The organism is Halopenitus persicus, from assembly GCF_900107205.1.
GTDB classification, from domain to species: domain Archaea; phylum Halobacteriota; class Halobacteria; order Halobacteriales; family Haloferacaceae; genus Halopenitus; species Halopenitus persicus.
Genome location: NZ_FNPC01000008.1, coordinates 37,882 through 62,579, shown reverse-complemented (window position 1 = coordinate 62,579; position 24,698 = coordinate 37,882). Strand labels below are relative to the sequence as shown.

The 24,698-nt window shown below is 67.1% G+C and carries 20 protein-coding genes; 9 read left to right on the top strand and 11 right to left on the bottom strand.

Annotated features, from left to right (window positions below):
- Positions 1-207: 207 nt before the first annotated feature.
- A complete protein-coding gene (gene hemL, locus BLV25_RS12820; RefSeq protein WP_092733962.1) occupies positions 208-1,551 on the bottom strand; it encodes a glutamate-1-semialdehyde 2,1-aminomutase in 1,344 nt (447 codons plus the stop codon).
- A 133-nt stretch (positions 1,552-1,684) separates the two neighbouring features.
- Here hemL and BLV25_RS12815 point away from each other — a divergent pair, with 133 nt between their 5' ends.
- The gene (locus BLV25_RS12815; RefSeq protein WP_021074955.1) at positions 1,685-1,933 is read left to right on the top strand and encodes a DUF7542 family protein; all 249 of its coding nucleotides are present in this window, start codon (positions 1,685-1,687) and stop codon (positions 1,931-1,933) included.
- Between the two features lie 148 nt (positions 1,934-2,081).
- On the opposite strand, the gene BLV25_RS12810 is transcribed toward BLV25_RS12815, so the two are convergent.
- The 7 genes from BLV25_RS12810 to hisB all read right to left on the bottom strand — a co-directional run bounded on the left by BLV25_RS12810 (position 2,082) and on the right by hisB (position 7,903).
- Positions 2,082-3,749 carry an ammonium transporter gene (locus BLV25_RS12810; RefSeq protein WP_092733959.1) on the bottom strand — a complete coding sequence of 556 codons (1,668 nt, stop codon included), beginning with the start codon at positions 3,747-3,749 and terminating at the stop codon, positions 2,082-2,084.
- A gap of 443 nt (positions 3,750-4,192) precedes the next feature.
- A complete protein-coding gene (radA, locus tag BLV25_RS12805) occupies positions 4,193-5,224 on the bottom strand; it encodes a DNA repair and recombination protein RadA (protein ID WP_021074953.1) in 1,032 nt (343 codons plus the stop codon).
- Positions 5,225-5,362: 138 nt separating this feature from the next.
- Positions 5,363-5,620, bottom strand: a complete 258-nt coding sequence (locus BLV25_RS12800; protein ID WP_021074952.1) for a DUF5789 family protein — start codon at positions 5,618-5,620, stop codon at positions 5,363-5,365.
- Between the two features lie 141 nt (positions 5,621-5,761).
- Positions 5,762-6,124 carry a hypothetical protein gene (locus BLV25_RS12795; RefSeq protein WP_176819499.1) on the bottom strand — a complete coding sequence of 121 codons (363 nt, stop codon included), beginning with the start codon at positions 6,122-6,124 and terminating at the stop codon, positions 5,762-5,764.
- 62 nt (positions 6,125-6,186) lie between these two features.
- Entirely contained in the window at positions 6,187-6,705 is a 519-nt protein-coding gene (locus tag BLV25_RS12790) for a DUF7342 family protein (RefSeq protein WP_092733952.1), read from the bottom strand.
- 88 nt (positions 6,706-6,793) lie between these two features.
- The gene (locus BLV25_RS12785) at positions 6,794-7,294 is read right to left on the bottom strand and encodes an amino acid-binding protein (RefSeq protein WP_021074949.1); all 501 of its coding nucleotides are present in this window, start codon (positions 7,292-7,294) and stop codon (positions 6,794-6,796) included.
- Positions 7,295-7,297: 3 nt separating this feature from the next.
- Positions 7,298-7,903, bottom strand: coding sequence for an imidazoleglycerol-phosphate dehydratase HisB (gene hisB / locus BLV25_RS12780; RefSeq protein ID WP_092733949.1), 606 nt, complete (start codon positions 7,901-7,903; stop codon positions 7,298-7,300).
- Positions 7,904-8,014: 111 nt separating this feature from the next.
- On the opposite strand from hisB, the gene BLV25_RS12775 reads away from it, so the two are divergent.
- Together BLV25_RS12775 and BLV25_RS17960 are read left to right on the top strand one after the other, a co-directional pair.
- A complete protein-coding gene (locus BLV25_RS12775) occupies positions 8,015-9,433 on the top strand; it encodes an APC family permease (RefSeq protein WP_092733946.1) in 1,419 nt (472 codons plus the stop codon).
- A gap of 3 nt (positions 9,434-9,436) precedes the next feature.
- Positions 9,437-10,336, top strand: coding sequence for a universal stress protein (locus BLV25_RS17960; protein ID WP_256335728.1), 900 nt, complete (start codon positions 9,437-9,439; stop codon positions 10,334-10,336).
- A 35-nt stretch (positions 10,337-10,371) separates the two neighbouring features.
- On the opposite strand, the gene hisA is transcribed toward BLV25_RS17960, so the two are convergent.
- Entirely contained in the window at positions 10,372-11,217 is an 846-nt protein-coding gene (gene hisA / locus BLV25_RS12765) for a 1-(5-phosphoribosyl)-5-[(5-phosphoribosylamino)methylideneamino]imidazole-4-carboxamide isomerase (protein WP_092733943.1), read from the bottom strand.
- A 387-nt stretch (positions 11,218-11,604) separates the two neighbouring features.
- Here hisA and pheS point away from each other — a divergent pair, with 387 nt between their 5' ends.
- From pheS to BLV25_RS12745, 4 genes are all read left to right on the top strand, one after another.
- Positions 11,605-13,170 (top strand): phenylalanine--tRNA ligase subunit alpha, encoded by a 1,566-nt coding sequence (gene pheS / locus BLV25_RS12760; RefSeq protein ID WP_092733940.1) that lies wholly within the window; start codon positions 11,605-11,607, stop codon positions 13,168-13,170.
- Positions 13,170-14,954 carry a phenylalanine--tRNA ligase subunit beta gene (gene pheT / locus BLV25_RS12755; protein ID WP_092733937.1) on the top strand — a complete coding sequence of 595 codons (1,785 nt, stop codon included), beginning with the start codon at positions 13,170-13,172 and terminating at the stop codon, positions 14,952-14,954. The genes pheS and pheT overlap by 1 nt, the downstream gene beginning before the upstream one ends.
- Positions 14,955-15,051: 97 nt before the next feature.
- Complete coding sequence (locus tag BLV25_RS12750) at positions 15,052-17,697, top strand: valine--tRNA ligase (RefSeq protein ID WP_021074943.1); 2,646 nt, start codon at positions 15,052-15,054, stop codon at positions 17,695-17,697.
- Positions 17,698-18,570: 873 nt separating this feature from the next.
- Positions 18,571-19,344 (top strand): IclR family transcriptional regulator, encoded by a 774-nt coding sequence (locus tag BLV25_RS12745; protein WP_092733934.1) that lies wholly within the window; start codon positions 18,571-18,573, stop codon positions 19,342-19,344.
- 81 nt (positions 19,345-19,425) lie between these two features.
- Here the strand turns inward: BLV25_RS12745 and BLV25_RS12740 are convergent, their stop codons facing one another.
- Positions 19,426-20,391, bottom strand: a complete 966-nt coding sequence (locus tag BLV25_RS12740) for a dihydrodipicolinate synthase family protein (protein ID WP_092733931.1) — start codon at positions 20,389-20,391, stop codon at positions 19,426-19,428.
- A gap of 50 nt (positions 20,392-20,441) precedes the next feature.
- On the bottom strand, positions 20,442-21,893 hold the full coding sequence (xacF, locus tag BLV25_RS12735) for a 2,5-dioxovalerate dehydrogenase (RefSeq protein ID WP_092733928.1): 1,452 nt from the start codon (positions 21,891-21,893) through the stop codon (positions 20,442-20,444).
- Positions 21,894-22,039: 146 nt separating this feature from the next.
- On the opposite strand from xacF, the gene BLV25_RS12730 reads away from it, so the two are divergent.
- Together BLV25_RS12730 and BLV25_RS12725 are read left to right on the top strand one after the other, a co-directional pair.
- Entirely contained in the window at positions 22,040-23,551 is a 1,512-nt protein-coding gene (locus BLV25_RS12730) for an ABC transporter substrate-binding protein (protein WP_092733925.1), read from the top strand.
- Positions 23,552-23,726: 175 nt separating this feature from the next.
- Positions 23,727-24,695, top strand: a complete 969-nt coding sequence (locus tag BLV25_RS12725; protein WP_092733922.1) for a carbohydrate ABC transporter permease — start codon at positions 23,727-23,729, stop codon at positions 24,693-24,695.
- Positions 24,696-24,698 lie beyond the last annotated feature (3 nt).

Below are 24,698 nucleotides of genomic sequence, written 5' to 3'. Positions count from 1 at the left end.
CCCGGCGGTGAAAAGGCCACCAATTTCGGTCTCGTCGGGATGTGGCGCATCCGTCCGTCGAGCGGCGGCGACGGTCGCGTGCTAAGCGCGCGTTTTCGGTCCGCGGTCGCGTGTTTTCGGTCCGAGGTCGCGTGTTTTCGGTCCGAGGTCGCGTGTTTTCGGTCCGCGGTCGCGTGTTTTCGGTCCGCGGTCGCGTGTTTCCGCGTCCTAGAGCGCGTGTTTGTACGCCTCGAGCGTCTCCTCGACGTCCGCCTCGGTGTGGGCGTACGAGACGAACTGGCTCTCGAACTGGTTGCCGGTGAGGAGGATCCCCTGCTCCTTCATCTCCTGGCGGAACACGCGTTCCCAGCGGTCGGTCTCGGCGCGGGCGACGTCGGCGCCCGTCTTCGGACAGTAGTCGTACCGCGGACAGTCGGGGTCCTGGGTACATCCCGCCGGGCAGCACGCCTCGAGGTCCTCCCCGGTCGGGCCCTCGCGCGTGAAGACCGTCTTGAAAAGCGAGTCCGTTCCGACGACCGTGTACGTCGGCGCCTGGTCGGCGCAGATGTCGGTGATCCCGGCGCGCAGCTTCTCGCCGAGATCGTTGACGTGCTCGTAGACGTCGTGTTCGGCCGCGTACTCCAGGTAGGCCTTGCCGGCCGCCATCGCCACCGGGTGTCCCGAGAAGGTCCCCGCCTGGAAGACGTCGCCGGCCGGCGTGAAGCCCTCCATCACGTCCGCGCGGCCGCCGATCGCGCCGACGGGGAACCCGCCGCCGACGATCTTCCCGAACGTGGTGAGGTCGGGGGTCACGCCGAGCTTGCCCTGTGCACACCCCAGCCCGCCGACGCGGAAGCCGGTGATCACCTCGTCGAAGACGAGCAGGGACCCGTGCTCGTCACACAGCTCGCGCAGCGTCTCGTGGTACCCGTCAACGGGCATCACGATCCCGGAGTTCGCGAGGACCGGCTCGACGAGCACCGCCGCGATCTCGTCGCCATGCTCGGCGAAGACCTCGCGTGCGGCCTCCGGGTCGTTGAACGGGATCGGCAGGGTGTGTTCGGCGAACTCCGAGGGAACGCCCGCCGTGGAGGGCGCCTGCGACCCGGGCTCGCCCTCGACGAGCGTCGACTCCTGGGCGCCGTGGTAGCCGCCCTGCATCACCACGATCTTGTCACGGCCGGTGTGTCCCCGGGCAAGCCGAACCGCGGAGACGGTCGCTTCCGTGCCGGAGTTGACGAACCGCACCTGCTCGACGCTGGGAACGTGGCGCGCGATGAACTCGGCGTGTTCGACCTCGATCTCGGTCGGAACGCCGTACATCGGGCCGTCCGCCGCCGCGGACTGGATCGCCGCGGTCACCGGTTCGGGGACGTCGTGGCCGTACAGCAGCGGCCCGTAGCCCATCACCCAGTCGACGTACCGGTTTCCGTCGGCGTCGATGACGTGGCCGCCGTCGCCGTGGTCGACGAACACCGGATGCGGCAGCGTCGCCCGCACCGAGGAGTTCACCCCGCCGGGAAGCACCGAGAGCGCGCGGTCGTACAGCGCGCGCGAGCGGTCGTTGTTCATATCCCCCCCTTCGACCGGGAGGTGAAAAAGGGGTTCCGTTCGGAGCGCGGTCGGTCGCCCGCTTCCCGTCGGACCGCTCGCTCAGGCTTTTCAAACCGTGATCGTTTTCTCCGCTGACCCCGACCGCTCCGGTATGGATAGCGCTCGCGTGACGGTCGACTGCGAGTCCTGCGCGTTCACGGAGACGTTCACGTCCCTTCGCCGAGCACGGACCGCCATCGAGGACCATCGACGAACCCACGGTCACGACGCCGACTGGTCGATCGACCGTCTCTCCGCGGGCGTTGAACGTGCCGGCGCCGACGCCGGCGTCTGCGGTCGACCCGAGTGTACGACGTCCGACTCGCCGCTGGTTCGGGACCGGCTCGACGACGCGGAGTGACGCGTCACGGAGCGGTCGTTCTCGGGGAGATTACTTAAAAGAGGCCGAGTGGCTACTTAAAAAGAAAGCGGGTAACTGCTCGAAATGGAGCGGGTGACTGCTTAAAAAACCACCCGAAGCTCGGACCGATTCGGACTGCCTCGGCGGCTTACACCGCCTCGGGGCCGGCCGTGCCCGTACGCACCTGCAGCGCGTCCTCGACCGGCAGGACGAAGACCTTCCCGTCGCCGGGCTCGCCGGTGCTTGCGGCCTCGCGGATCGCTTCGGCGACCTCGTCGGCCGGCACGTCGGCGACGACGCACTCCACCTTCACCTTCTGGTGGAGGTCGACGACGTACTCCTCGCCGCGCCACTGGCCCGTCTTGGCCGGCTGGGAGCCGCGGCCGGAGACGTTCGTCACCGTCAGCGAGGGGGCTCCGATCCCCGCCAGCGCCGTCTTGATGTCGCCGAGCTTCTCGGGGCGGACGATGGCCGTGACCATCTTGATCTCCGAGCCAGTCTCCTCGCCGCCGTCGGCGCGGACGCTGGTTCCGGAGCCGTCGGCGGCGATCGGCTTGCCGAACTCGGGGTAGGTGTCGACGCCGTGTTCGGAGACGTCGAGGCCCTCACGCTCGTGTTCGGGCGCGACGCGAGCCTGACCGGCCGCCTTGAAGACGCCGAAGACGGCCGCGGTCGCCGCGACCGTCCAGACCGTGATCACGACGGTCCCGACCACCTGCGAGACGAGCAGGTCGACCGAGAAGCCGTTCACGTGGACGAACGGCAGCGCCAGGATGCCGATGACGCCGGCGGAGCCGTGAACCGGGAAGACCGCACAGACGTCGTCGATCTTCAGCGTGTCGGAGACGAACTCGAAGACGAACGGCAGCTGGAGGCCGCACACCAGCGCGACCGCGATGGCGCCCCACCAGGTGACCAGGTTGACGATCCCCGTGACGCCGACGAGCCCGGCGAGCAGGCCGTTGGCGACGTAGAGCGTGTCGACCTTCTTCGTGAGCGCGAGCGACCCGAGGGCCGCGCCGATGCCGCCCGCCGCCATCCCGAGCGTCGTCGTGAGCGCGACGCGGCCGACGACCGAGTACCCGCCGAGCGCGAGCTCGCCGTTCTCGACGGTGAACACGGTCGCGGTCGTGCCGACGTTGAAGCCGTACCAGCCGAACGCCAGGACGAGGGTGCCGAGCACCGCGAACGTCATCGAGTGGCCGGGAATGACGTTCGTGGACCCGTCCTCGGCGTAGCGGTCCATCCGCGGGCCGATCACGTACGCGGCCGTCAGGCCGGCGATGCCGCCCATCCCGTGGACGACCATCCCGCCGGCGAAGTCCGTGAAGCCGAGCCCGACGAGGAACCCGTTCCCGCCCCAGGACATCCCGGCGACGACCGGGTAGATGACCGCCGCGATGGCGATCGTGTACGCGACGTACGCGCGGAGCTTCGCGCGGCCGGCGACCGCGCCGGAGACGATGGTCGCCGCCGTCATCGCGAAGACGGCGCCGAACAGCCAGCTGTTGACCCAGGCCCCGTCCGACGCGGTCATCGCGCCGGTGAGCGTCTCCATCGTGAATCCGCCGCCGCCGGCGACGCCCTCGATCCCGAACCCGATCAGGAAGTAGACGAGCACGCCGACGCTCCAGGTCAGCAGGTTCTTCGTCAGCTGGTTCGCCACGTTCTTCGCACGCACCTGTCCCGCCTCCAGCATCGCGAAGCCGGCGTGCATGAAGAAGATCAGGAAGCAGGCGACCGCGACCCACAGCAGGTTCACGCCCTCGGCGATCACCGAGGGATCGACCTGCGCGAGGAGACCCGCGCCCACCATCAGGCGATCACCGCCCCATCGAGGGTAGATGGTTTACGATCGTGAACTATTCCAACCGATTCCTCCGCGTTCGTGTTCGAAATCACGTTTCGACTGGGGTGGATGGAGGTATATAAATCGTGGAGTTGAAAAACAGCATAATAATGGTTTCTCAGTCGACGTTCGTCATATATACAATCGAATTAGGCCAATATAAGGACGTATTCTCGGCAATTTCGGCACAAATGTTGCCGAACAACTTGACGATCGTTTTATCAAACAGTTGGTATCTCACCCCGAAACGCTCGCGTGCGCTTCTCGTGAGTCGCCATCGCGGACATCGTTTCAAAAGGTGGTCGCGGCAATCGTTGCAAAAGACGTCGTCGCGGAAATCGTTGCAAGAGATGGTGTCGGCTCGCGTGGGTGGTGTGAGACCGACGCCCGTCGCGTCCTCTCGGGCCGGCTTACTCCGGTTTGAGGCCGGCGTCCTGGACGCGCATCACGGCCTCGCCGTCGGCGAGATTCGGCGCGTCCACGAGCCGGACGATCCGCTTGTCGCCCTTCGACTTGCGCAGGTAGATCCGGAACGTGGAGGTGTGGCCGAGGATGTTGCCGCCGATCGGCTGGGTCGGGTCGCCGAAGTAGGAGTCGGGGTTCGAGGCGACCTGGTTGGTGACGAGGATCGACGTGTTGTACAGGTCGCCGATCCGCATCAGGTCGTGGAGGTGTTTGTTCAGCTTCTGCTGGCGCTCGGCGAGCTCGCCGCGGCCGACGTACTCCGCGCGGAAGTGGGCCGTCAGCGAGTCCACACAGACGAGCCGGATCGGCCACTCGCTCTCCTCGTGCTCGCCCGCGAGCTCCTTGGCCTTCTCGGCCAGCAGGATCTGGTGGTTGGAGTTGAACGCCTTCGCGACGTGGATCCGATCGAGGAACGCCTCGGTGAGTTCCGCCAGCGCCTCGTCGCTGTTCGGCGTCCCCTCGATCTCGCGGCGTTCCAGTTCCGTTTCGAGGATCTCGTCGTCGAGCCCGCGGACCATGTCGTCGATCCGTTCGGGTCGGAACGTGTCCTCGGTGTCGACGAAGATGGCGCCGCCGTCGAGCCCGCCGTGTTCGCGGGGCAGCTGGACGTTGACCGCCAGCTGGTGGGTTACCTGCGACTTGCCGGCGCCGAACTCGCCGTAGACCTCCGTGATCGACTGCGTCTCGACGCCGCCGCCGAGCAGCTCGTCGACCTCGTCGATCTGCCAGGAGAGCTTGCCGATCTGCTCGCGCCGCTCGAGGACGGCCGCGCCGGTCTCGAAGCCGCCGACGTCGGCGGCCTCCCGCGCGGCGTTGATGATGTCCGAGGCGGTCGAGGAGCCGATGTCGGCGGTGTTCGACAGCTCCCCGGGGCTGGCGACCGCGATGCTCTGGTAGCTCTCGTAGCCGGTGTCAACGAGCTTGTCCGCGGTCGCGGGGCCGACGCCTGGGAGGTCTTCGAGTTCGTCTTCGGGCATGTACACCCCGCTTGTTCGCTCTCCCATATAAACCCACGTTAACAGGCGAGTGAAAGTGAAATATGCGATGGCGTCTCACGATCCGCGTCGCTGGGTTACGACAAGTACCCTCGTACGATGGACGCGAGATCGGCTGTACTAGGCGTCGCCGTCCGACTGCCCCGGTTCGCCGACCGCTTCGACCGGCACGTTCCCGAAGACCGCGGCCTCGAGGTCCTCCATCGACCGGAAGACCTCGTCGTTCGACCGGTCAACGACCGCGGCCAGTGACTCCCGTCCGTCGGCATACAGCAGCGTCACGTCGGACAGCTCCTCGCGGGCGTCGGCTCGTTCGATCGGGTACTCGAGCGCGTCGATGACGGTTCGGAGCCGGTTCAGCCGTATTTCGGCGGTCATACCGTTCATACGGCCCGTACCGTATTAACGATATGCGGGGACACGTGAGTGGAGCACGGTGACTCCCTCCCCACCCTACTCGCTCGCCGCGTTCGCGGCTCGCTCCTTGAGGGTGGGCCTTAGCGCTCTCTTCAGGTACAGTTACCACACTGTTTCGATGCGCTCCTCAAGGAAGTCCAACACAAGGCGGCACATATCGCGATGGTCGGCGGGCCACTGCGCATCATCCGCATCGGATTGGCTAGCCATCGGGGGCGGATGAAAGTGATCGCGCGTATTGTGCGCGTTTGGGTGTCGATCCCATCGACATTTCCACGCCTCGTCCTTCCGGTTCTCCTGATAGTGCATCGTGAAATCGTCGTTGCGGTACCAGCGTATTTCGAGCCGAGCCAGTACCTCGTTCGGATAGTACTCGTCGGACAATGTGACTCGAAGGTACACCTTTTGCTCATCGACGATCTCGGCGGACTCGATCTGACGACTTCCGATGAACCGAGAACGCATTCGTTCAAGTACCGCCCGGTCTATTGGTGCGGGACTCGCGCCATCGTCTGCTGGTACCATCCTCAGCTGTGGGATGGAGCCGTCGATCCGGCGACCTTTCTCCGTGCACGTTCGTGCAGACGACGCTCCTCAAGCGCGGTGGCCCAGTCACCGAGGTCCGCATACACGTCGTCGATCCGTTCTGCATCGAACTCGAGAACGTCGACGGAAGCGGGTGCGTCTGCGCCGTATTCGTCACGGTACGCTTCGATCCGATCGGTGAGATCCGACACGCGAGCCTGCAGCTCGTCGATGGTGTTCTCTCGCGCGAGCGTATTCACCCGACGCCATTCGAAGTAATCATCGTTGCGTTCATACATCACTGGTCGACCCTCGTGCTGGATGACGATTCCAAGGTCGGTGTAGAATGACAGGTGCGTCCGCGCCGATTCCGTCGAACAATCCGCTTGGTCAGCGATCTCGGCAGCCGTTTTCGGCGCTCGGGTGTGCAGTACTGCCCCGTACACACGTTGTTTCGTGTCTTCCTCTTCGAACGGTCTATCGAAGGGAGGTTGACCCTCGCGATGAGAGGTATCAATCATATCCTCTTTACGAAGTGAACTCATATATTTTTTACTCCCGCCAAAATATGTGGCTTTTGAGGATGGGAGTCCCGGCCCGGCGGCCGGCTCAGAACTCGACGCGGCGCACGTAGGGCAGCTCCCGGATCGCCACGAGCAGCTCGCCAGGCACGTCGTCGTCGAGGATCACGTAGAGCTTCGGGTCGGCGGCGAACTCCGGGTCGTCGCTGATGATCTGCCGGATCGTGAGTCCGTGGTCGGCGATGAGTCCGGACACCTCCGCGACGATCCCGGACTCGTCGGCGGCGGCCACCTCGATCGTGAGAACGGTCAGCTCGAGCACCGGCGCGAGATCCATCAGGCTCGGTATCGAGGAGATGTTGGCGAAGATGCGCCGCAGCTCCGGGTCCTCCCGGATCGCGTCGGTCGTGGAGTCGACGACGCGGCGGTCCACGTCCAGCTCGCGCGCGATCCCGGTGTAGGGGATCTCGATCCCGCCCGAGACCACGCGCCCGTCCTCGTTGACGGAGAACCCGCGCTCTAAGAGCAGGCGGATCACCGCCTGCTGGCTCGGCGACCCCTCGAACTTGCCCAGGATCTCGTCGAACATCGCTTAGAGATCGCCCTTCGTGCTCGGGGTGTCCGAGCGCCGCTCGTCGATCCGCGTCGCGTCGTCGAGCGTGCGCGCGAGCGCCTTGAACAGCGCCTCCACCTCGTGGTGGGCGTTCTCGCCGCGGACGACCTCGACGTGCAGCGTCAGGCCGGCGTTGTGCGCGAGCGACATCGCGAAGTGGTCGGCCATCACGCTCGTGAACTCCCCGATCGATTCCTGGGAGAACTCGCCCGCGAACTCGTAGTAGGGTCGCCCCGAGACGTCCACGACCACCGACGCGACCGCCTCGTCGAGCGGGACGCGTCGGTCGGCGTACCGGCGGATCCCGCGTTTGTCGTCGAGCGCCTCCGCGAACGCCTCGCCCAGACAGATCGCCACGTCCTCGACGGTGTGGTGGTCGTCGATGTGCGTGTCCCCGTCACAGCGGACGGTCAGATCGAACAGCCCGTGCGTGGCGAAGGCCGTCAACATGTGGTCGAAGAAGCCGATCCCGGTGTCGATCTCGCTTTCGCCGTCCCCGTCGATCGTCAGCGTCAGGTCGATCTCCGTCTCCGCGGTCGCGCGCGAGACGGCCGCGCTACGGTCGGCGCCGCTCGATCCGTTCATACCGGCCACTCGCGGGCGACTCTTAAGGGGATTGCGGGCGAGCCGCTTGTGAGCCGTTCGATTCGGCCACTTTGGCGGGGGCTATTTCCGACACCCCCACGATCCACGCGTATGGGACGCGATGACGTCCTCGAAGGTGGGCCGCCGACGGAGTCGCCGGAATCGCCGGAGCCGACGCCCGCCGACCACGACCGTGACGAAGGCGCGGGCGAGCTCGAACGGACCATCGGGCTCGTCGGCGGGCTCGCGATCGGCATCGGGACGATGATCGGGGCAGGGATCTTCGTGTTTCCGGGACTTGCGGCGCAGAACGCCGGGCCTGCAGCATCGCTCTCGTTCGCGATCGGCGCGGTCGTCGCGCTGTTGGTCGCGCTCCCCCTGTCGGAGCTGGCGACCGCGATGCCCCGCAGCGGCGGCGGTTACTTCTTCATCTCCCGGGGACTCGGCACCGGTCCGGGCGCCGTCATCGGCATCGGCCTCTGGCTCGGGCTCGTGTTCGCGGCCGCGTTCTATCTCGTCGGGCTCGGCAGCTACGCCGGCCAGGTGTTCGCCGAGGCGGGGATCGCCCTGCCGGTGAACCCGGCAGTGCCGTTGGGGGTCGCCTTCGGCGTCGCGCTCACCGTCCTCAGCGTCTTCGGGACCGAGAACACGGCGTCGCTGCAGAACGCGATCGTGATCGTGTTGCTCGTCATCCTCACGCTGTTTCTGAGCTACGGGAGCCTCGACGCGCTCGGCGTGTTCGGCACGGAATCGACTCCGGAGCGGTTCCTCCCGCCCGGCGGCACGATGCCGGTGTTGCAGACCGCCGCGCTCGTGTTCACCTCGTACCTCGGCTTCGCGCAGGTGGCGACCGTGGCCGGCGACATCACGAACCCGAGCCGAAACCTGCCGCTGGCGATGGTCGGGTCGGTGCTCGTCGTCGGCGCCTTCTACGTCGTCACCATCTTCGTGGCGACCAGTGCGTTCGGCAGCGCCCGGCTCGGGGAGTTCGGCGAGACCGCGATGGTCGAGGTCGCCCGCGCCTTCGTGGGCCTTCCGGGCGCGATCGCGATCGTGGTCGCCGGGCTGCTCGCCACGTTCTCGAGCGCGAACGCCTCCATTCTCAGCGCCTCCCGGGCGGTCTACGCCGTGAGTCGCGACGACCTCCTTCCCGAGTCCGCCGGCCGTCTCAACCTCCGGTACGGCACGCCGCACGTCGCGTTGGGGATGGCCGGAGGCCCGATCGTCGTCCTCGCGGCGACCGGCCAGGTGGAGCTGCTCGCGGAGGTCGCCTCCGTTCTCCATCTCGTGATGTACGGGCTCGTCTGCATCGCCCTGATCCGGCTTCGACGCGAGTCGCCCGAGTGGTACTCCCCCTCGTTCCGCTGTCCGGCGGGGTTCCTCGTCGCCGGCCTCGGCGCGCTCACGAGCCTCTCGCTCATCGCGTTTATGCAGCCGGCGTCGATCGGCGTCGGCGCCGCCGTGATGATCGCCGCATACGCCTGGTACCGATACTACGCCACCGACGTCGAGCTCAAGGGAGCGTTCTGATCCATGACCGACACTGACCCCACATCCGCAACCGACGCGCCGACCGGCACGGAAGCCGACACAGCGACCGACACGGCAGCCGATACGCCGGCCGACACGGCAGCCGATGTCGACGGTGATCCGTCAGCCGACCAGCCGGATCGGCCGACCGTCCTCTATCCGATTCAGGTCCTCGAGGGCGAGTCGCTTCCCGTAGGCATCGCGGACGTCCTCGCGAACGCGCACGTCGTGCTCGCCGGCTACCACGTCATCCCCGAACAGACCGCCGCCGATCAGGCCCGCGAGCAGTTCGGCGAGCGCGCGATGGCCAAACTCGAGGAGTTCGCGGCGACGCTGGCCGACGCGGGCGCGACGGTCGACGTCCACCTCGTGTTCACCCACGAGGCGCAGACGACGATCGACCGGCTGATCTACGAACACGGGAGCCTCGCCGTGCTCGTTCCCAACGGCGCCGACGCCCTCGAGTCGGTGCTGCTCGCTGTTCGCGGGGAGGTCGGGCTCGAACGCAACGCGCGCCTCGCCGCCGGCCTGTTCGCGTCCACCGACGCGACCCTCACGCTGTATCACGCGATCGGCGGCGACGAGACCGAAGCCGAGGGCGAATCGCTGCTCGATTCGACCGTGACCGCGCTCGTCGACCGCGGGGTCCGCCCCGAGGCGATCGACACGATCCTCGACCGGCCCGACGCGCCGTTCGACGCGATCGCGCGCCACGCCGCGGACCACGACGCGGTCGTGATGGGCGAGACGGACCCGTCGGTCACGACGTTCGTCTTCGGGATGCCCGCCGAACAGATCGCCGAGCGGTTCCTCGGACCGGTGTTCGTCGTCCAACGCGAACGGCCCGGCGAGGAGCAGTCCGCCGCGGATCACCCCGACGGAGACCAGTCCGGCGAGGGATGATCGCGCGGCTTTCGCGGTTCACTCCACGTGTCCGCTCATTCCGCGCCGTCGCCGGCGGCGGCTCGCTGCGCCTCCCGGAGCGTGAACGTCCCCTCGTACAACGCCGTGCCGATCACGACCGCGGCCGCGCCGGCCTCCCGCAGCGCGACCACGTCGTCGAGGCTTGCCACCCCGCCGGAGGCGATCACCGGAACGTCGACCGCGTCCACGACCGCCTCGACGGCCGCGCGGTCGATCCCCTCGAGCTGCCCCTCGACGTCGACGTTCGTGAAGAGGATCGCGCCCGCGCCTAGCGACTCGTAGCGCGCCGCCGCCGCGGCCGGGTCGAGGCCGGTCGACTCGGTCCATCCCGAGACGACGACCTCGCCGTCCTTCGCGTCGAGGCTCACCACGACCGTTCCGGGATGCGTCTCGGCGATCGTCTCCACGATCGGCGGGTTCTCCACGGCCGCGGTGCCGAGGATGACGCGATCGATCCCGAGATCGAGCAGCGAGCGGGCGTCCGCGGCGGTGCGAATGCCGCCGCCGAGCTGGAGGTCGACCTCGTCGCCCACCGCGTCGACGATCGCCTCGAACGCCGGCGCGTTGACGCGCTCCCCTTCGAAGGCGCCGTCCAGGTCAACCAGGTGCAGCGCCTCCGCGCCCTCGTCGATCCATCGCTCGGCCGCCGCGACCGGGTCGCCGTATCGCTTGCCGGTTCCGCGCTCGCCCTGCACGAGCTGGACCACCTCGCCGTCCTGGACGTCAACTGCCGGGATCACGGCGAACCCGTCCGCGAACGTCCCGGTCTCGGATTCGGCTCCGGGTTCAGATCCGGATTCGGTGCCGGCTTCGGCTCCGGATTCGGTCCCGCGGTCGATCTCGTCGTCGCGCTCGCTCATACCTCCGCGTTGGACGGCCCGGGATTAAGCGGGTCGGTTCCGGGAGGGGAAGCGACGTCGCGTCCGAGACGACGCACAACGCCTATATCGTCGCCGACCGCACTCCCGGATATGGCACTCGAACCCGCCACCGTTCGGACCGCCCGTGACCGCGCCGGCTTCGGGTTCGAGTTCGGCTTTCGTTGACCCGCGCGTGGCGGACCCGCCCTGCTGTGGGACGTCCCGCAGCGAGGCGGTGAAACCGCGCGCACCGTGTTCGTGGCTCGCCCGTGTCCGTTCGTGTCCGCTCGTGTCCGGTCACGGACCGAACACGGAACGCTTACGACCCTCACGATGCCGAACGTACGCACGAGAGACGACGCCGACCACACGAGATATACTCACCATATGCGACTCACGGAAGCCCAACTCGCGGTCCTCGAGGCCGCGAGCGCGACCGACGACCGACCGATCGACGATCTCGCGGCCGAGATCGACGAGAAACCCGAGACCGTCACGCGGGCCGCCTTCCAGCTCGAGGACGAGGGGCTGCTCGCGGTCAGCGAGACCGACCGGGTCTCGGTGAGAATCACCGACGAGGGTCACGAGTACGTCGAAACGGATCTGCCGGAGATCCGCCTCTACCGGGCGGCCCTCGACGCCGGCGCCGCCGACGCTCCCCGGTCGATGGGCGAGGTCATCGGCCGGGCCGACCTCGAGGGACCGGCGGTCGACATCGCCCTGTCGAACTACGCCCGCAAGGGCTACGGCACCATCGAGTCGGGCGAGATAACTGCCGACCCGGATATGGACCCCGCCGAGGATCCCGAGTCCCTCGCGCTCGAGGCGATCGTCTCGGCGGCGGCCGACCGGGAAGGCGCCGACGGGACGCCTGCCGACCGGCAAACCACCGTCCAACCGCCCGAGTCGGTCGATGCCGACGTCCTCGAGAGCCTGGAACGCCGCGGGCTCGTCGAACGCAGCGAGTCGACCGTCCGCTCGGTCGCCCTCTCGGAGGACGGCGTGACCGCCCTGATGGAGGGGATCGAGACGGCCGAGACGGTCGACCGGCTCACGCCGGAGCTGCTCACGAGCGGCGAGTGGCGGGACGTCGAGTTCGCCGAGTACAACGTCGAGGCGGACGCCGAGACCGCCGCCGGCGGCCGGAAGCACATCCTCCGGCAGACCGCCGACCGCGTGAAGGACGTCCTCGTCGGGATGGGCTTCCGGGAGATGGAGGGTCCCCACGCCGACGCGGAGTTCTGGATCAACGACTGCCTGTTCATGCCACAGGACCACCCCGCGCGGACCCACTGGGACCAGTTCGCGCTGGATCTCCCGCCGATGGAGGAGATCCCGCCGGGGCTGCTCGACCGCGTCGAGCGTGCCCACCGCGAGGGCTGGGGCGAGGACGGCGACGGCTACCACTCGCCGTGGACCGAGGACGTCGCGCGGGCGATCGACCTGCGCGGCCACACCACCTCGCTGTCGATGCGGCACCTCTCCGGGTTCGCGCTCGGCGACCTCGAGCCGCCCCAGCGGTTCTTCTCGGTCGAGAAGGTCTACCGCAACGACACCCTCGACCCGACCCACCTGCTGGAGTTCTTCCAGATCGAGGGGTGGGTGATGGCCGAGGACCTCTCGGTGCGCGACCTGATGGGCACCTTCGAGGAGTTCTACCGGCAGTTCGGGATCACCGACGTGCAGTTCAAACCGCACTACAACCCCTACACCGAACCCTCCTTCGAGCTGTTCGGCCGCCACCCCGAGACGGGCGAGCTCATCGAGATCGGCAACTCGGGGATGTTCCGCGAGGAGGTGCTGGGTCCGCTCGGCGTCGAGTGCGACGTGATGGCCTGGGGGCTCGCCCTGGAGCGACTGTTGATGTTGATGTACGGCTTCGACGACATCCGCGACGTGCACGGGACGCTGTGTGACCTGGAACTGCTGCGGGAGACGGAGGTGGTGCGGTAATGCCCGTCGTCGACGTCGACCCCGACGAGCTGCGCGAGCTGACCGGCCACGAGAAGACCGACGAGGAGTTCATCGACGACCTGTTCGCCCTCGGGCTGGAGTTCGAGGGCGAGACCGAGGAGGGGGAACTGCAACTCGAGTTCGCTCCCGACCGCCTCGACCGGCTCTCGGTCGAGGGGATCGCCAGGTCGCTGCGGTACCACTACGGCGACGCCCGCGGCGTACACGTTCCCGACACCAACGACGCCGACTGGACGATCGAGGTCGCGGACTCGGTTCCCGACGAGCGACCGTACGTCACCGGCGCGATCGTTCGCGGCGTGGACCTCGACGACGACGCGCTCGACTCGCTCATCCAGCTCCAGGAGAAGCTCCACGCGACGATGGGCCGCAAGCGCGCCAAGGGCGCGATCGGCATCCACGACCTGGCGATGATCAAGGGCAGCGCCGGCACCGACGGCGAGGCAAACACCGTCACCTACCGCGGGGTCGCGCCCGACGGCGACACGTTCGTCCCGCTCGATTCCGACGCCGAGATGTCGCCCGCCGACGTGCTCGCGGACCACGACACCGGCCGCACCTATGCGGACCTCGTCGCGGAGTACGATCGCTACCCGGCGATCTACGACGACCTCGGGCTCTTCTCGTTCCCGCCGGTCATCAACGGCCGCCGGACCGAGGTGACCGCGGGCAGCCGCGAGCTGCTGGTGGAAATGACGGGAACCGACCAGTGGACGATCGACCGAATGCTCGCGATCGTCTGTTACGCGCTGTCGGCCCGCGGCGCCACGATCGAGGACGTCGAGGTTGCCTATCCGGACGCCGCTGGCGCCACTTCGGCGTCGCCAGACGCCGGCGCCGACGACCCCGACGCCGACACGCCCCACCCCAGCGCCGGGCGGACGCTCGTCCGGCCCGACCTCGAGGTGACCGAGAAGTCGGTCTCCCACGAGCGCATCGAGTCGACGATCGGCGTCGCGTTCGACCCCGACGAGGTCGTCGACCTCTTCGAGCGCTCCGGGCTCGACGCGACCTACACGCTCGGCGAGGAGGTCGTCTACGACGTCGAGATCCCGCCGTATCGCGTCGACGTGCTCCACCCCTACGACCTCGTGGACGACGTCGGGCGCGCGTACGGGTTCAACGACCTGGAGCCGCGCTACCCCGACGTCGGAACCGTCGGCGGCCGCCACGACCGGTCGCGGCTCGAGGACGCCGCCCGCGCGAGCCTCGTCGGGCTCGGGTTCGAGGACCTGCTCAACTTCCACATGATAAGCGGCCCGGAGAACTACGACCGGCTGCGCGTCGATCCCGGGACCGAGGTCCTCGGCGGCGGCGACCCGGTCACGATCACCGAGCCCTACAGCGAGGACTACACGCAGCTGCGCACGTGGGCGCTCCCCTCGCTGCTGATGGTCCTCGAGCGGAACACCCATCGGGCGTACCCGCAGGACTTGGCCGAGATCGGGCTGGCAGCCGAGCGCGACGACGCGGAGAACACCCGGGTCGCCGAGCGCCGGACGGTCGCGGCCGTCCTCGCCCGGACCGACGCGAGCTACGAGGACGCGAAGGCCCGGCTGCAGGCGGTCTGTCGCGACTTCGACGTCGACCTCGCGACGCCGCCGACCGACCACCCGACCTTCATCGACGGCCGCACCGCCGCGGTCGAGATCGACGGCGAGCGGGTCGGCGTGATCGGCGAGGTTCATCCCGCCGTGCTCGTCGAGCACGATCTGGAGCTGCCGGTGGCGGCCTTCGAGTTCCGGCTGGACGCGCTCGAGTAGGGTTCGAGGAGGGCTTGAGGAGGCCGGACCGAACACGCCCGCCGCCCCGTACCGATCGAGGCGCTTAACAGGCAACCGGCGGTATCGACACCCAAGAATGCCCAGCGGAGAGTATGACCCCGACGCCGCCGAGGCGCGCTGGCAGCGCCGGTGGGTCGACGACGAGACGTTCGCCTATCCGGAGGAGACCGCCGACCCGGACACCGCCTTCGCGATCGACACGCCCCCGCCGACCGTCTCGGGCAACCTCCACTGGGGCCACGTCTACGGCTCGATCCTCCAGGACGTCGTCGCCCGGTTCCACCGAATGAACGGCCGGGACGTCCTCTACCCGTTCGGCTACGACGACAACGGGATCGCCTCCGAGCGGCTGACCGAGCGCGAGCTCGATATCCGCCATCAGGACTTCGAGCGACGCGAGTTCCAGCGGAAGTGTCGGGAGGTCTGTCGGGAGTACGAGGCCGACTTCACCGAGAAGATGCAGGGGATGGGCCTGTCGATCGACTGGAACAACACCTACCGCACCATCTCCCCCGAGGTCCAGCGCGTCTCCCAGCTCTCGTTCGTCGACCTCTACGACGAGGGCCGCGAGTACCGCGAGCAGGCGCCCGCCATCTGGTGTCCCGAGTGCGAGACCGCCATCTCGCAGGTCGAGACCGAGGACGACGAGCAGGACTCCCACTTCCACGATATCGAGTTCACCGTCGCCGGCTCCGGGGAGGGGTTCACCGTCTCCACGACGCGACCGGAGCTGCTGCCGGCCTGCGTCGCCGTCTTCGTCCACCCCGACGACGACGAGAACCAACACCTCGTCGGCGGGGAGGCGACGATCCCGCTGTTCGGCCACGACGTGCCGATCATCGCCGACGACCGGGTCGACATGGAGACCGGATCCGGGATCGTGATGTGTTGTACCTTCGGCGACCAGACCGACATCGAGTGGTACCAGGCCCACGACCTGGACCTGCGCGTCGCCATCGACGAGTCCGGCCACCTCACCGACGTCGCCGGCCCCTACGAGGGGATGCACTCGTCGGAGGCTCGCGAGGCGATCGTGAGCGACCTCGAGGACGAGGGCGCGCTGCTGGACCGCCGGGCGATCACCCACACCGTGAACGTCCACGAGCGCTGCGGCGTCGGCGTGGAGTTCCTCGTCACCGAGCAGTGGTACATCCGGGTCCTCGACAAGCGCGAGGAGTACCTTCAGGCCGGCCGCGAGATGGACTGGTTCCCCGAGAAGATGTTCACCCGGTACGAACACTGGGTCGAGGGGCTCCAGTGGGACTGGCTCATCTCCCGACAGCGCTCCTCGGGCATCCCGTTCCCGGTCTGGTACTGCGCGGACTGCGATCGGGAGATCATCGCCGCGAAGGACGACCTTCCGGTCGATCCGCTCTCGGACGACCCGCCGGTCGACGCCTGCCCGGAGTGCGGCCACGAGGAGTTCGTTCCCGAGGACGACGTGCTCGACACCTGGGCCACCTCCTCGCTCACGCCGCTCATCAACGCCGGCTGGGACTGGGACGAGGCCGCCGGCGAGTTCACGATGGACCGACCGGAGATCTACCCGATGGACGTCCGCCCGCAGGGCCACGACATCATCTCCTTCTGGCTGTTCCACACGGTGATCAAGTGTTACGAACACACCGGCGAGGTGCCCTTCGAGTCGACGATGATCAACGGGATGGTCCTCGACGAGAACCGCGAGAAGATGTCGAAATCGAAGGGCAACGTCGTCGATCCCGACGCCGTGATGGAGCAGTTCCCCGTCGACGCCGCCCGCTTCTGGGCCGCCGGATCGTCGATCGGCGACGACCTGCCCTACCAGGAGAAGGGCCTGCGCGCGGGCGAGAAGCTCATCCGCAAGCTCTGGAACGCCTCGAAGCTGGTCGAGTCGCTGGCCCCCGAGCCGTACCCGGAGCAGCCCGACGAGCTCGCGGAGCTCGACCGGTGGCTGCTCGCGGAGCTCGACCGGGAGCTCGAGCGGCTCACGGAGCGCCTCGAGAGGCGGGAGTTCTCGAAGGCCCGCGACGGCCTCCGGACGTTCTTCTGGGGCACCTTCTGTGACGACTACCTCGAGATCGCCAAACAGCGGGAGGACGCCTCGGCCCGGTACACCCTCCGGACGGCACACCGCCGGTTCCTGAAGCTGTTCGCGCCGCTGCTTGCCCACGTGACCGAGGAGATCTGGCACGACGAGTACGCGGACGGCGCGGCCGACGGCGCGTCCGGCGAGACGCCCGCGGCCGCCGAGTCGATCCACCTCGCCGACTGGCCCGACCCGCTCGGGCTCGAGGCGGACCACGACGCCGGCGAGCTCGCGATGGCGGTCGTCGGCGCGCTCCGGAAGTTCAAAAGCGACCGGCAGCTCCCGCTCAACGCCGCCCTCGACGTCGTCGAGGTCTACGGCGACGTCCGCGGCTTCGAGGACGACGTCACCGGCGTGATGCACGTCGAGGACCTCCGCGTCCACCCCGACGCCGAGGCGCCCGTCGAGACCGTCACGACCGGGATCGATCTGGAGTACGCGACGGTCGGCCCGGCCTACGGCGGCGACGTGCCGGACATCGAGGCCGCCATCGAGGCCGGCGAGTACGAGCTCGTCGACGGCGAGCTCCACGCCGCCGGCCACGAGCTGGCGCCCGAGGAGTTCACGGTCGAGACCGACCGCCGGTATCGGGGCGACGGCGAGCTGCTCGAGGCAGACGATGCCGCCGTGATCGTCCGCGTCGACGCCGAGTGAAAACGCGACGGCGGCACGCTTCTTTTTCGGTCGCTTCGCCCCGGTCGCTCCGGTCCGGTCGGTCCTCGTTAGATACGTGTGACGTCCCTCGGCGAATCCCCCGATTGATAAATATTGAATATATAAATCATACTTATATATTTTTAATATTATATAAAAGTAGAGTGAGGGAAGTATCCACCCTTAAACCGTAGTATAACGGTATACACGGCAGTAGCTGATGTTGTCTCCGGATCGGAACGGATTCCGGAGATCGCCATTTAAATCGGTTATACCGACGTTACGCACGAACTCGGCTCGATCTTTATACGATATATTAATAACGGAAATTTTATATTTATCCGAATAGATAACCAAAACACATATTCACTCGTCGGCGTTTCCGAGGGACGGTCGTTCTCGCTCCTCGACCCGATCGCCTCCGATCGAGCGTGACCGCCGTTCGATCCGCTCGTCGTTTCCCTTTGGACGCCGAACTTGGATTCCCCCGTCGCGAACCACGGCCGATCGTCGGCGCGTTCCGTCCGTTTGGCTTACAAAAGTAGATATGTAACACCACCCCCGAGTTTCGGTTATGTGCTCCCGATTCCGCTTCGATCAGGGTCGATGATACGGCTGGAGACGGGCTCAAGTTGACTGAAACGTTCCCTCAGCCGTTTTATCCGATTCGTTCGCGAGCAGGGAACGTTAGAACCGGAAACGCGATTCGTTCCGCCGCTGAATCGGTCCGCACCTCGGCGCACGCCGCGTCCGGTTCGCTCCGCGGATCCCTCAAATACCGACTTGCGGCCGGTTTCAGCCGATCTCCGGCGTCCCGATTTTGGTTCCCGATGCGGGAACATATTTATGGGTCTGGAGAGGCAGGGTCCCGATATGGATGCCCCATCGGAGGAGCCACACGGTCGCCGGATACAGTCGGTCGAAATAGCGTTCAGCATCATCGAGGTCCTCCAGCGGCAGGACCACACGACCGTCACGGAGATCGCCGAGGAGCTCGGCCACTCGAAGAGCACCGTCCATAGCCATCTCCGGACGCTCGAGGACCGCAAACTGCTGGTCAAGGAGGACGACGGCTATCGGCTCAGCCTCAAGGTTCTCGATATGGCCGAGACGGTCCGCAGCCAGATCGGCAACTACGAGGTCATCAAAAGCGAGGCCGATAGTCTCGCGGCCGAGACCAGCGAGATCAGCCAGTTCGGCATTGAGGAACACGGAATGGTGTCCTACCTGTACAAGGCGACCGGCGAGCAGGCCGTCGAGACCGTCTCACACGTCGGTATGCAGCAGCCGATGTACTCCACGGCACTCGGCAAATCGATCCTCACGCACCTCCCGAACGATCGAACCGACGAGATCGTGCAGTCGATCGAGTTCACCCCAAAGACGCCGAACACGATCACCTCTCCGGAGGAGCTCCGCGAGGAGCTCGACCGGGTCGCCGAACGCGGATACGCCACCGACGACGAGGAGAACATCGAGGGGCTCCGATGCGTCGCCGCGCCGGTCACGAGCGACGAGACGGTCCTCGGCGCGATCAGCGTTTCCGGGCCGTCGAGCCGGGTCACCGACGAGCGGCTTCACGGCGAGCTCGCCGACAGCGTCCAACGCGCCGCGAACATCATCGAGCTCAACACGAAGTTCTCCTGAGCGCTTCCCGTCCGTGGTTTCGGTCGCGGTTCGTGCCGCATCCCCGTCTCCGCGTCCCGGTTGCCGTTCCGTCGTGGTCGTTTACTGCTCGCTCGCTGCCGGCGGTTCGCGTTCGAGAAGCCGGTCGATGTCGCGGTCGAGCTGCTCGTAGAGCTCCTCGGCCCGTCGCTCGTCCGCCGCCGTGAGCGGGCGGATCGGTTCCCGGACCGAGCCGCCGTGCAATCCGGCCAGGTCCAGCCCCTTCTTGACCGCCGCGATGCTGATCGCGCCGTCGATCTGGTTGTCCTCCCCCGTCTCGTCACGGAAGTCCTGATACGGGAGACAGGCGTTCCGGAGTGCGCGGGCACGCTCCCAGTCGCCGGCCGAGAGGGCCTCGAAGAGCTCGAGCCCGACCTCCGGCCGGAAGTTGCTGACGCCCGCCGAGAAGCCCTCGGCGCCTTCCGCCCAGAACGAGACGGCGTACGGCTCGGCCAGCCCGTCGACCCAAACGACGTCGTCCGCGCCCGCGGCCACGCCCGCGCCCAGCTTGATCGGGTCCGGCAGCGCGTACTTGATCCCGGCCACGCCGTCGATCCGCGTGAGATCCCGGAGGTACTCCACCGACGGGTCGAACCCGCGAACGTACGGCACGAGCGGTCGGTCGCTGGTCTCGTCCAGCTTCTCGTAATACTCCAGCAGGCCGCGTTCGTGGAGATACGTGTGGTCCGGCGGCATGATCATCATCGCGTCGGCGCCGACGTCGTCGTACGCGCGGATCAGATCCCGGGCGTTCGACGTGCTCCCGCCGACCCCCGCCAGCACGCAGGCGTCGTCGGGCAGCGCGTCGACGGCGGTCTCGACGACGGCGACCCGCTCGTCCCGCGAGAGGGAGTGGTACTCGCTGATGTTGGCCGCCGCCAGGAACGTCCGGATCCCGGCGTCGTATATTCGCGTCGCGTTCTCGCGGATCCCGTCGTGTACGATCTGATTCGTCTCGTCGAACGGCGTCAGGAGCCCGACCGCCACCCCGCGGAGGCGGTCCTGCACCTGCTCGGCTGCTGATCCCATAGCATCGGTTCGAGGACCGACTGATATAAAACTATTGTCCCGCCGCGACGTCAGTAGTTCAGGTAGACGGTCTTCGTCGCGGTGAAGAAGTCGATCCCCGCGTCGCCCTGCTCGCGGTAGGTGTTCGTCGAGGAGTCCTTGTACCCCCCGAACGGGACGTGGAGCTCGACCCCGGTCGTCTTCTCGTTCACCTTGACGACGCCGGCTTCGACGGCGTCGACGAACTCGTGGGCCTCCGAGAGGTCCTGCGTCACGACGCTCGCGGAGAGGCCGTAGTCGACGTCGTTGGCGACCGCGACCGCCTCCTCGAAGCTGCTGACCTTCATCACGGAGAGGACCGGGCCGAAGATCTCCTCCTGGGCGATCCGCATGTCCGAGGTCACCCCGGAGAAGACGGTCGGCTCGACGAAGTGGCCGTCGTCGTATCCCTCGCCGGTGAGCTCGCTGCCGCCCGTCTCGAGGGTCGCGCCGTCCTCCTTCCCCACCGCGACGTACTCAAGCGTCGACTCGAGCTCGCTCTCGGAGACGTGCGGGCCCATGTCCGGATCCTCGAACCCGTCCGCGACCGTGAGGTCCTCCGCGTACGCGACGATCGACTCGAGGAACTCGTCGTAGACGTCCTCGTGAACGATCGCCCGCGAGCATGCGGTACAGGACTGGCCCGTGGTGCCGAAGGCGCCGACGCCGACGATCTCGGTGGCCTCGTCGACGTCCGCGCTGGGCATCACGACGGTGGGATTCTTGCCGCCCATCTCACACTGGACGCGCTTCAGGTCGTCCGCCGCCGACTGCGCCACCGCGGTTCCGACCGCCGTGCTCCCGGTGAACGAGACCGCGTCGACCGCCTCGTGGTCGGCCAGCGGGGCGCCGATCTCGCTGCCGGATCCGGTGACCATGTTCGCGACGCCGTCGGGGAGGCCGGCCTCCGCGAGACACTCGTAGATGATCCGCGAGACGTTCGGCGCCGCCGACGCCGGCTTGTGGACGACCGTGTTCCCGGTCGCCAGCGCGGGCGCGAGCTTCCAGGCCGGGATCGCGATCGGGTAGTTCCAGGGCGTGATGAGCCCGACCGTCCCAAGCGGCTCCCGCTTCGTGGACAGGTCCGTGTTCGGCCCGCTGGCCGCCTTCTCGATCCCGCCGAGTTCGCGGGCCTTCTCGGCGTAGTAGTGGAAGATGTCGATCGCGCGCCCGACCTCGCCGCCGGCCTCGCTGCGTGTCTTCCCCTCCTCGCGGACGAGGGTCTCGGTGGCCTCGTCCCGGCGGCGCTCGAGCACCTCGCCGGCACGTTTCAGCACGGCCCCCCGCTCCGGACCGGGCGTGTTCGCCCACTCCGCTTGCGCGTCCACGGCAGCCTCGACTGCCGCGTCGAGGTCCGCGCGTCCCGAGGCCTGGAACCGCGCGACTACCTCGTCGGTATCGGCGGGATTCCGGACCGCGAACGTCTCGCCCGTGCTTGAACCGGTCCACGCTCCGTCAACGTAGTTCTCGTAGGTCGGTGGCATCCGTGGAGACGATCCGCGGCCTCGTATAGGTAAATTTCGGTTGCGATATCGCCGCCCATTCCCGTCCTCGATCGGCCGGGTGGAAGTGTCAATAACGACTGGTGTATAGAAAGTTTAATAATGTAGGAATATGATTGCCTGGGTGTATGCCATCAGATCGCAGACTAACACGGCGTAACGTCATCAAGATCGCGACCGCTGGCGGCGCAGTCACGCTGTCCGGCTGCCTCGGCGGAAACGGCGGCGGCAACGGGAACGGCGGCGGGAACGGAAACGGCGGCGGCAACGGGAACGGTGGCGGCAATGGGAACGGCGGCGGGAACGGAAACGGCGGCGGAGCGAGCGGCCCGTCGGGAACGCTCGGCGACTGGAGCCTCGACGTCAACGCGCCCGACCCGGTGCTCGACCGCATTAACGGCGAGGACTGGGTCCCGCCGGAGTACGACGACGGCGAGGTCGCAAGCGAGATCGAGCGGATGAACCTGGGCGGGATGGAGAACGACCCCGCGACCGGCTGGTACGAGGACCTCTTCCAGGAGAAGACGGGGATCACCTCGACGCCGGTCACGGTGCCGTCGTCCGACGCCGTCTCGCAGATGCGCACCCTGCTCTCCTCGCAGTCGGAGAGTCCGGCGCTGATGCAGATCTCCCAGGAGTTCTTTATGGACTTCCTCACCGAGGGGTGGCTCGAACCCGTCGACGAGCTTTGGCCGGAGGAGGCGTACGAAACGTTCCCGCCGTACTTCCAGAGCGCGATGACGACGGACGTCGACCGGTCGCTGGACGGCGACCACACGTATATGAGCACCGCCATCTCCGAGGCCCACGGACTCAACTACAACCCCACGGTGCTCGAGGAGCTCGGCTTCCCCGCCGACTTCTACGACGGCGCGACGTGGGCCGACGTCCGCGAGGTGTGTGAGGAGGCGACCTCCGCAAGCGGCGACTACCACGGCTGGGTCTGGTACGGCAGCGGCAACCGGTACCCCATTTACCCCTGGCTCCGACAGATGTGGTCACGCGGCGGCAGCGTGGTTCAGGACGACGGGTCGGTCAAGTTCAACACCGACGCCGGCGTCGCCACCCTCGAGTGGCAGAGCCAGATGATCGCCGACGGCCTCCTGCCCGACGTGATGCAGTACGGCGAGGGTGGTCCCGCCGACCTCTTCCTCGGCGGCAACCTCGCCGGGTTCGGCGGCGGACTCGGCATTATGGCGCTGGCGCTCGAGGAGTGGGGCGAGGATACCGACCAGTACGACGCCGCGCTCCTGCCGCGCGGGGAGAACGGCGAGCACGTGAGCTATATGAACACCGACTTCCTCGCCATCAACCGGTTCGCGCCGCCGGCAAAGAAGCGCGCCGGAATGATATACATGGACGGCGGTCGCAGCGCGATCGCGAGCGCCCAGGAGTACGACCAGGAGGGGAACTACCCGTCGAACACGGCCGCGTGGGACCACGAACTGCTGGCCGACGCGAACTTCAAGGAAACGGCCCGCGAGATCGGCGAGACCGCGCGCGTCGAGCTGTGGCCCAACCAGATCGAGACGTTCGACGTCCTCGTGACGCACCTCCAGGAGGCGTGGCTCGGGCAGCTGTCCGCTCAGGAGGCGCTCGACTCGGCGCAATCGGACATCGACGAGATCATGGGACAGTAGAACGGCCGGCATCGTGATCACCAGTCTCGTTGCACCGCCACGTCCGACCGTTCCGTCGGGCCGCCGGACCGCCTGCGCCCGTCGGAACACGATTCTGCCGTCGTTCGCGTCGCGAGCGACTCGGCAGCCATCGATCATAAACAACTAAATGCAAACCAATGATTGACACACTCGTATGGCTTCAGAAAACCTGCTAGACTCCGTCCGCGCCGGTTTCGGCCGCTCCTCCAGTCGGGAGGACGGCGAGATCGGTCCGATCAGAGAGTTCATCAACGATCACTTCATGTTCTTCGTGCTCACGCCGCCGCTTCTGGTGTTGGGCACGCTGGTGTTGCTCCCGTCAAGCTACCTGCTGTGGTCGAGCGTCCACGAGGCCCGCACGTGGGGGCCCGACGTCTTCGTCGGTCTCGAAAACTACATCGCGATCTTCCAGGATCCGATGTTCTACCTCTCGTTGCGCCACTCGGTGATGTACGTGATCGGGTCCGTTTCCCTGGCGTTCGTCTTGGGACTCACCGCGGCGCTGGCGATCAACCAGGTCGCCTCCAAGCGCATCCGGAGCACGTTCACCGTCCTCATCCTTCTGGCGTGGGCGGTGCCGCTGGTCGTGACCGGCCTCATCTGGCGGTTCATGCTCCACTCCGATTACGGCATCGTCAACGCGTTGCTCGTCCAGCTCGGGATCGTCACCGAACAGATCGGCTTCGTGACTGACCCGACGCTGGCGTTCCTCTCCGTCGTCGTCGTCGACGCGTGGGCGCGCGCCCCGTTCGCGACGATCCTGCTGTTGGCCGGGCTCCAGACGATCCCGGAGGACCTCTACGAGGCGGCACGGGTCGACGGCGCGAACTTCTTCCAGAAGTTCCGCGACATCACCATCCCGCACCTCAAGCCGCAGGCCGCGATCGCGCTGGTCATTATGTGTATGTTCGCGTTCCGGACGTTCTCGGTCGTCTTCGCGTTGACCGGCGGCGGCCCGGCGAACTCCACGCGCGTCCTGGCGACGTACATCTACCAGGCCGGGATCAACCAGGGTGACGTCGGCTACGCCGCCGCACTCTCGGTGTTGATGATCGCCATGACGATGGTGTTCATCACGTTCTACGTGCTCCAGGTCCAGGAAGACGCACTCGATACCGCATAAGAC

Coding starts and splice junctions, on each gene's coding strand:
- hemL (WP_092733962.1), bottom strand. CDS start 1,551: ATGAACAACGACCGCTCGCGCGCGCTGTACGACCGCGCGCTCTCGGTG.
- BLV25_RS12815 (WP_021074955.1), top strand. CDS start 1,685: ATGGATAGCGCTCGCGTGACGGTCGACTGCGAGTCCTGCGCGTTCACG.
- BLV25_RS12810 (WP_092733959.1), bottom strand. CDS start 3,749: ATGGTGGGCGCGGGTCTCCTCGCGCAGGTCGATCCCTCGGTGATCGCC.
- radA (WP_021074953.1), bottom strand. CDS start 5,224: ATGCCCGAAGACGAACTCGAAGACCTCCCAGGCGTCGGCCCCGCGACC.
- BLV25_RS12800 (WP_021074952.1), bottom strand. CDS start 5,620: ATGACCGCCGAAATACGGCTGAACCGGCTCCGAACCGTCATCGACGCG.
- BLV25_RS12795 (WP_176819499.1), bottom strand. CDS start 6,124: ATGCGTTCTCGGTTCATCGGAAGTCGTCAGATCGAGTCCGCCGAGATC.
- BLV25_RS12790 (WP_092733952.1), bottom strand. CDS start 6,705: ATGATTGATACCTCTCATCGCGAGGGTCAACCTCCCTTCGATAGACCG.
- BLV25_RS12785 (WP_021074949.1), bottom strand. CDS start 7,294: ATGTTCGACGAGATCCTGGGCAAGTTCGAGGGGTCGCCGAGCCAGCAG.
- hisB (WP_092733949.1), bottom strand. CDS start 7,903: ATGAACGGATCGAGCGGCGCCGACCGTAGCGCGGCCGTCTCGCGCGCG.
- BLV25_RS12775 (WP_092733946.1), top strand. CDS start 8,015: ATGGGACGCGATGACGTCCTCGAAGGTGGGCCGCCGACGGAGTCGCCG.
- BLV25_RS17960 (WP_256335728.1), top strand. CDS start 9,437: ATGACCGACACTGACCCCACATCCGCAACCGACGCGCCGACCGGCACG.
- hisA (WP_092733943.1), bottom strand. CDS start 11,217: ATGAGCGAGCGCGACGACGAGATCGACCGCGGGACCGAATCCGGAGCC.
- pheS (WP_092733940.1), top strand. CDS start 11,605: ATGCGACTCACGGAAGCCCAACTCGCGGTCCTCGAGGCCGCGAGCGCG.
- pheT (WP_092733937.1), top strand. CDS start 13,170: ATGCCCGTCGTCGACGTCGACCCCGACGAGCTGCGCGAGCTGACCGGC.
- BLV25_RS12750 (WP_021074943.1), top strand. CDS start 15,052: ATGCCCAGCGGAGAGTATGACCCCGACGCCGCCGAGGCGCGCTGGCAG.
- BLV25_RS12745 (WP_092733934.1), top strand. CDS start 18,571: ATGGATGCCCCATCGGAGGAGCCACACGGTCGCCGGATACAGTCGGTC.
- BLV25_RS12740 (WP_092733931.1), bottom strand. CDS start 20,391: ATGGGATCAGCAGCCGAGCAGGTGCAGGACCGCCTCCGCGGGGTGGCG.
- xacF (WP_092733928.1), bottom strand. CDS start 21,893: ATGCCACCGACCTACGAGAACTACGTTGACGGAGCGTGGACCGGTTCA.
- BLV25_RS12730 (WP_092733925.1), top strand. CDS start 22,040: ATGCCATCAGATCGCAGACTAACACGGCGTAACGTCATCAAGATCGCG.
- BLV25_RS12725 (WP_092733922.1), top strand. CDS start 23,727: ATGGCTTCAGAAAACCTGCTAGACTCCGTCCGCGCCGGTTTCGGCCGC.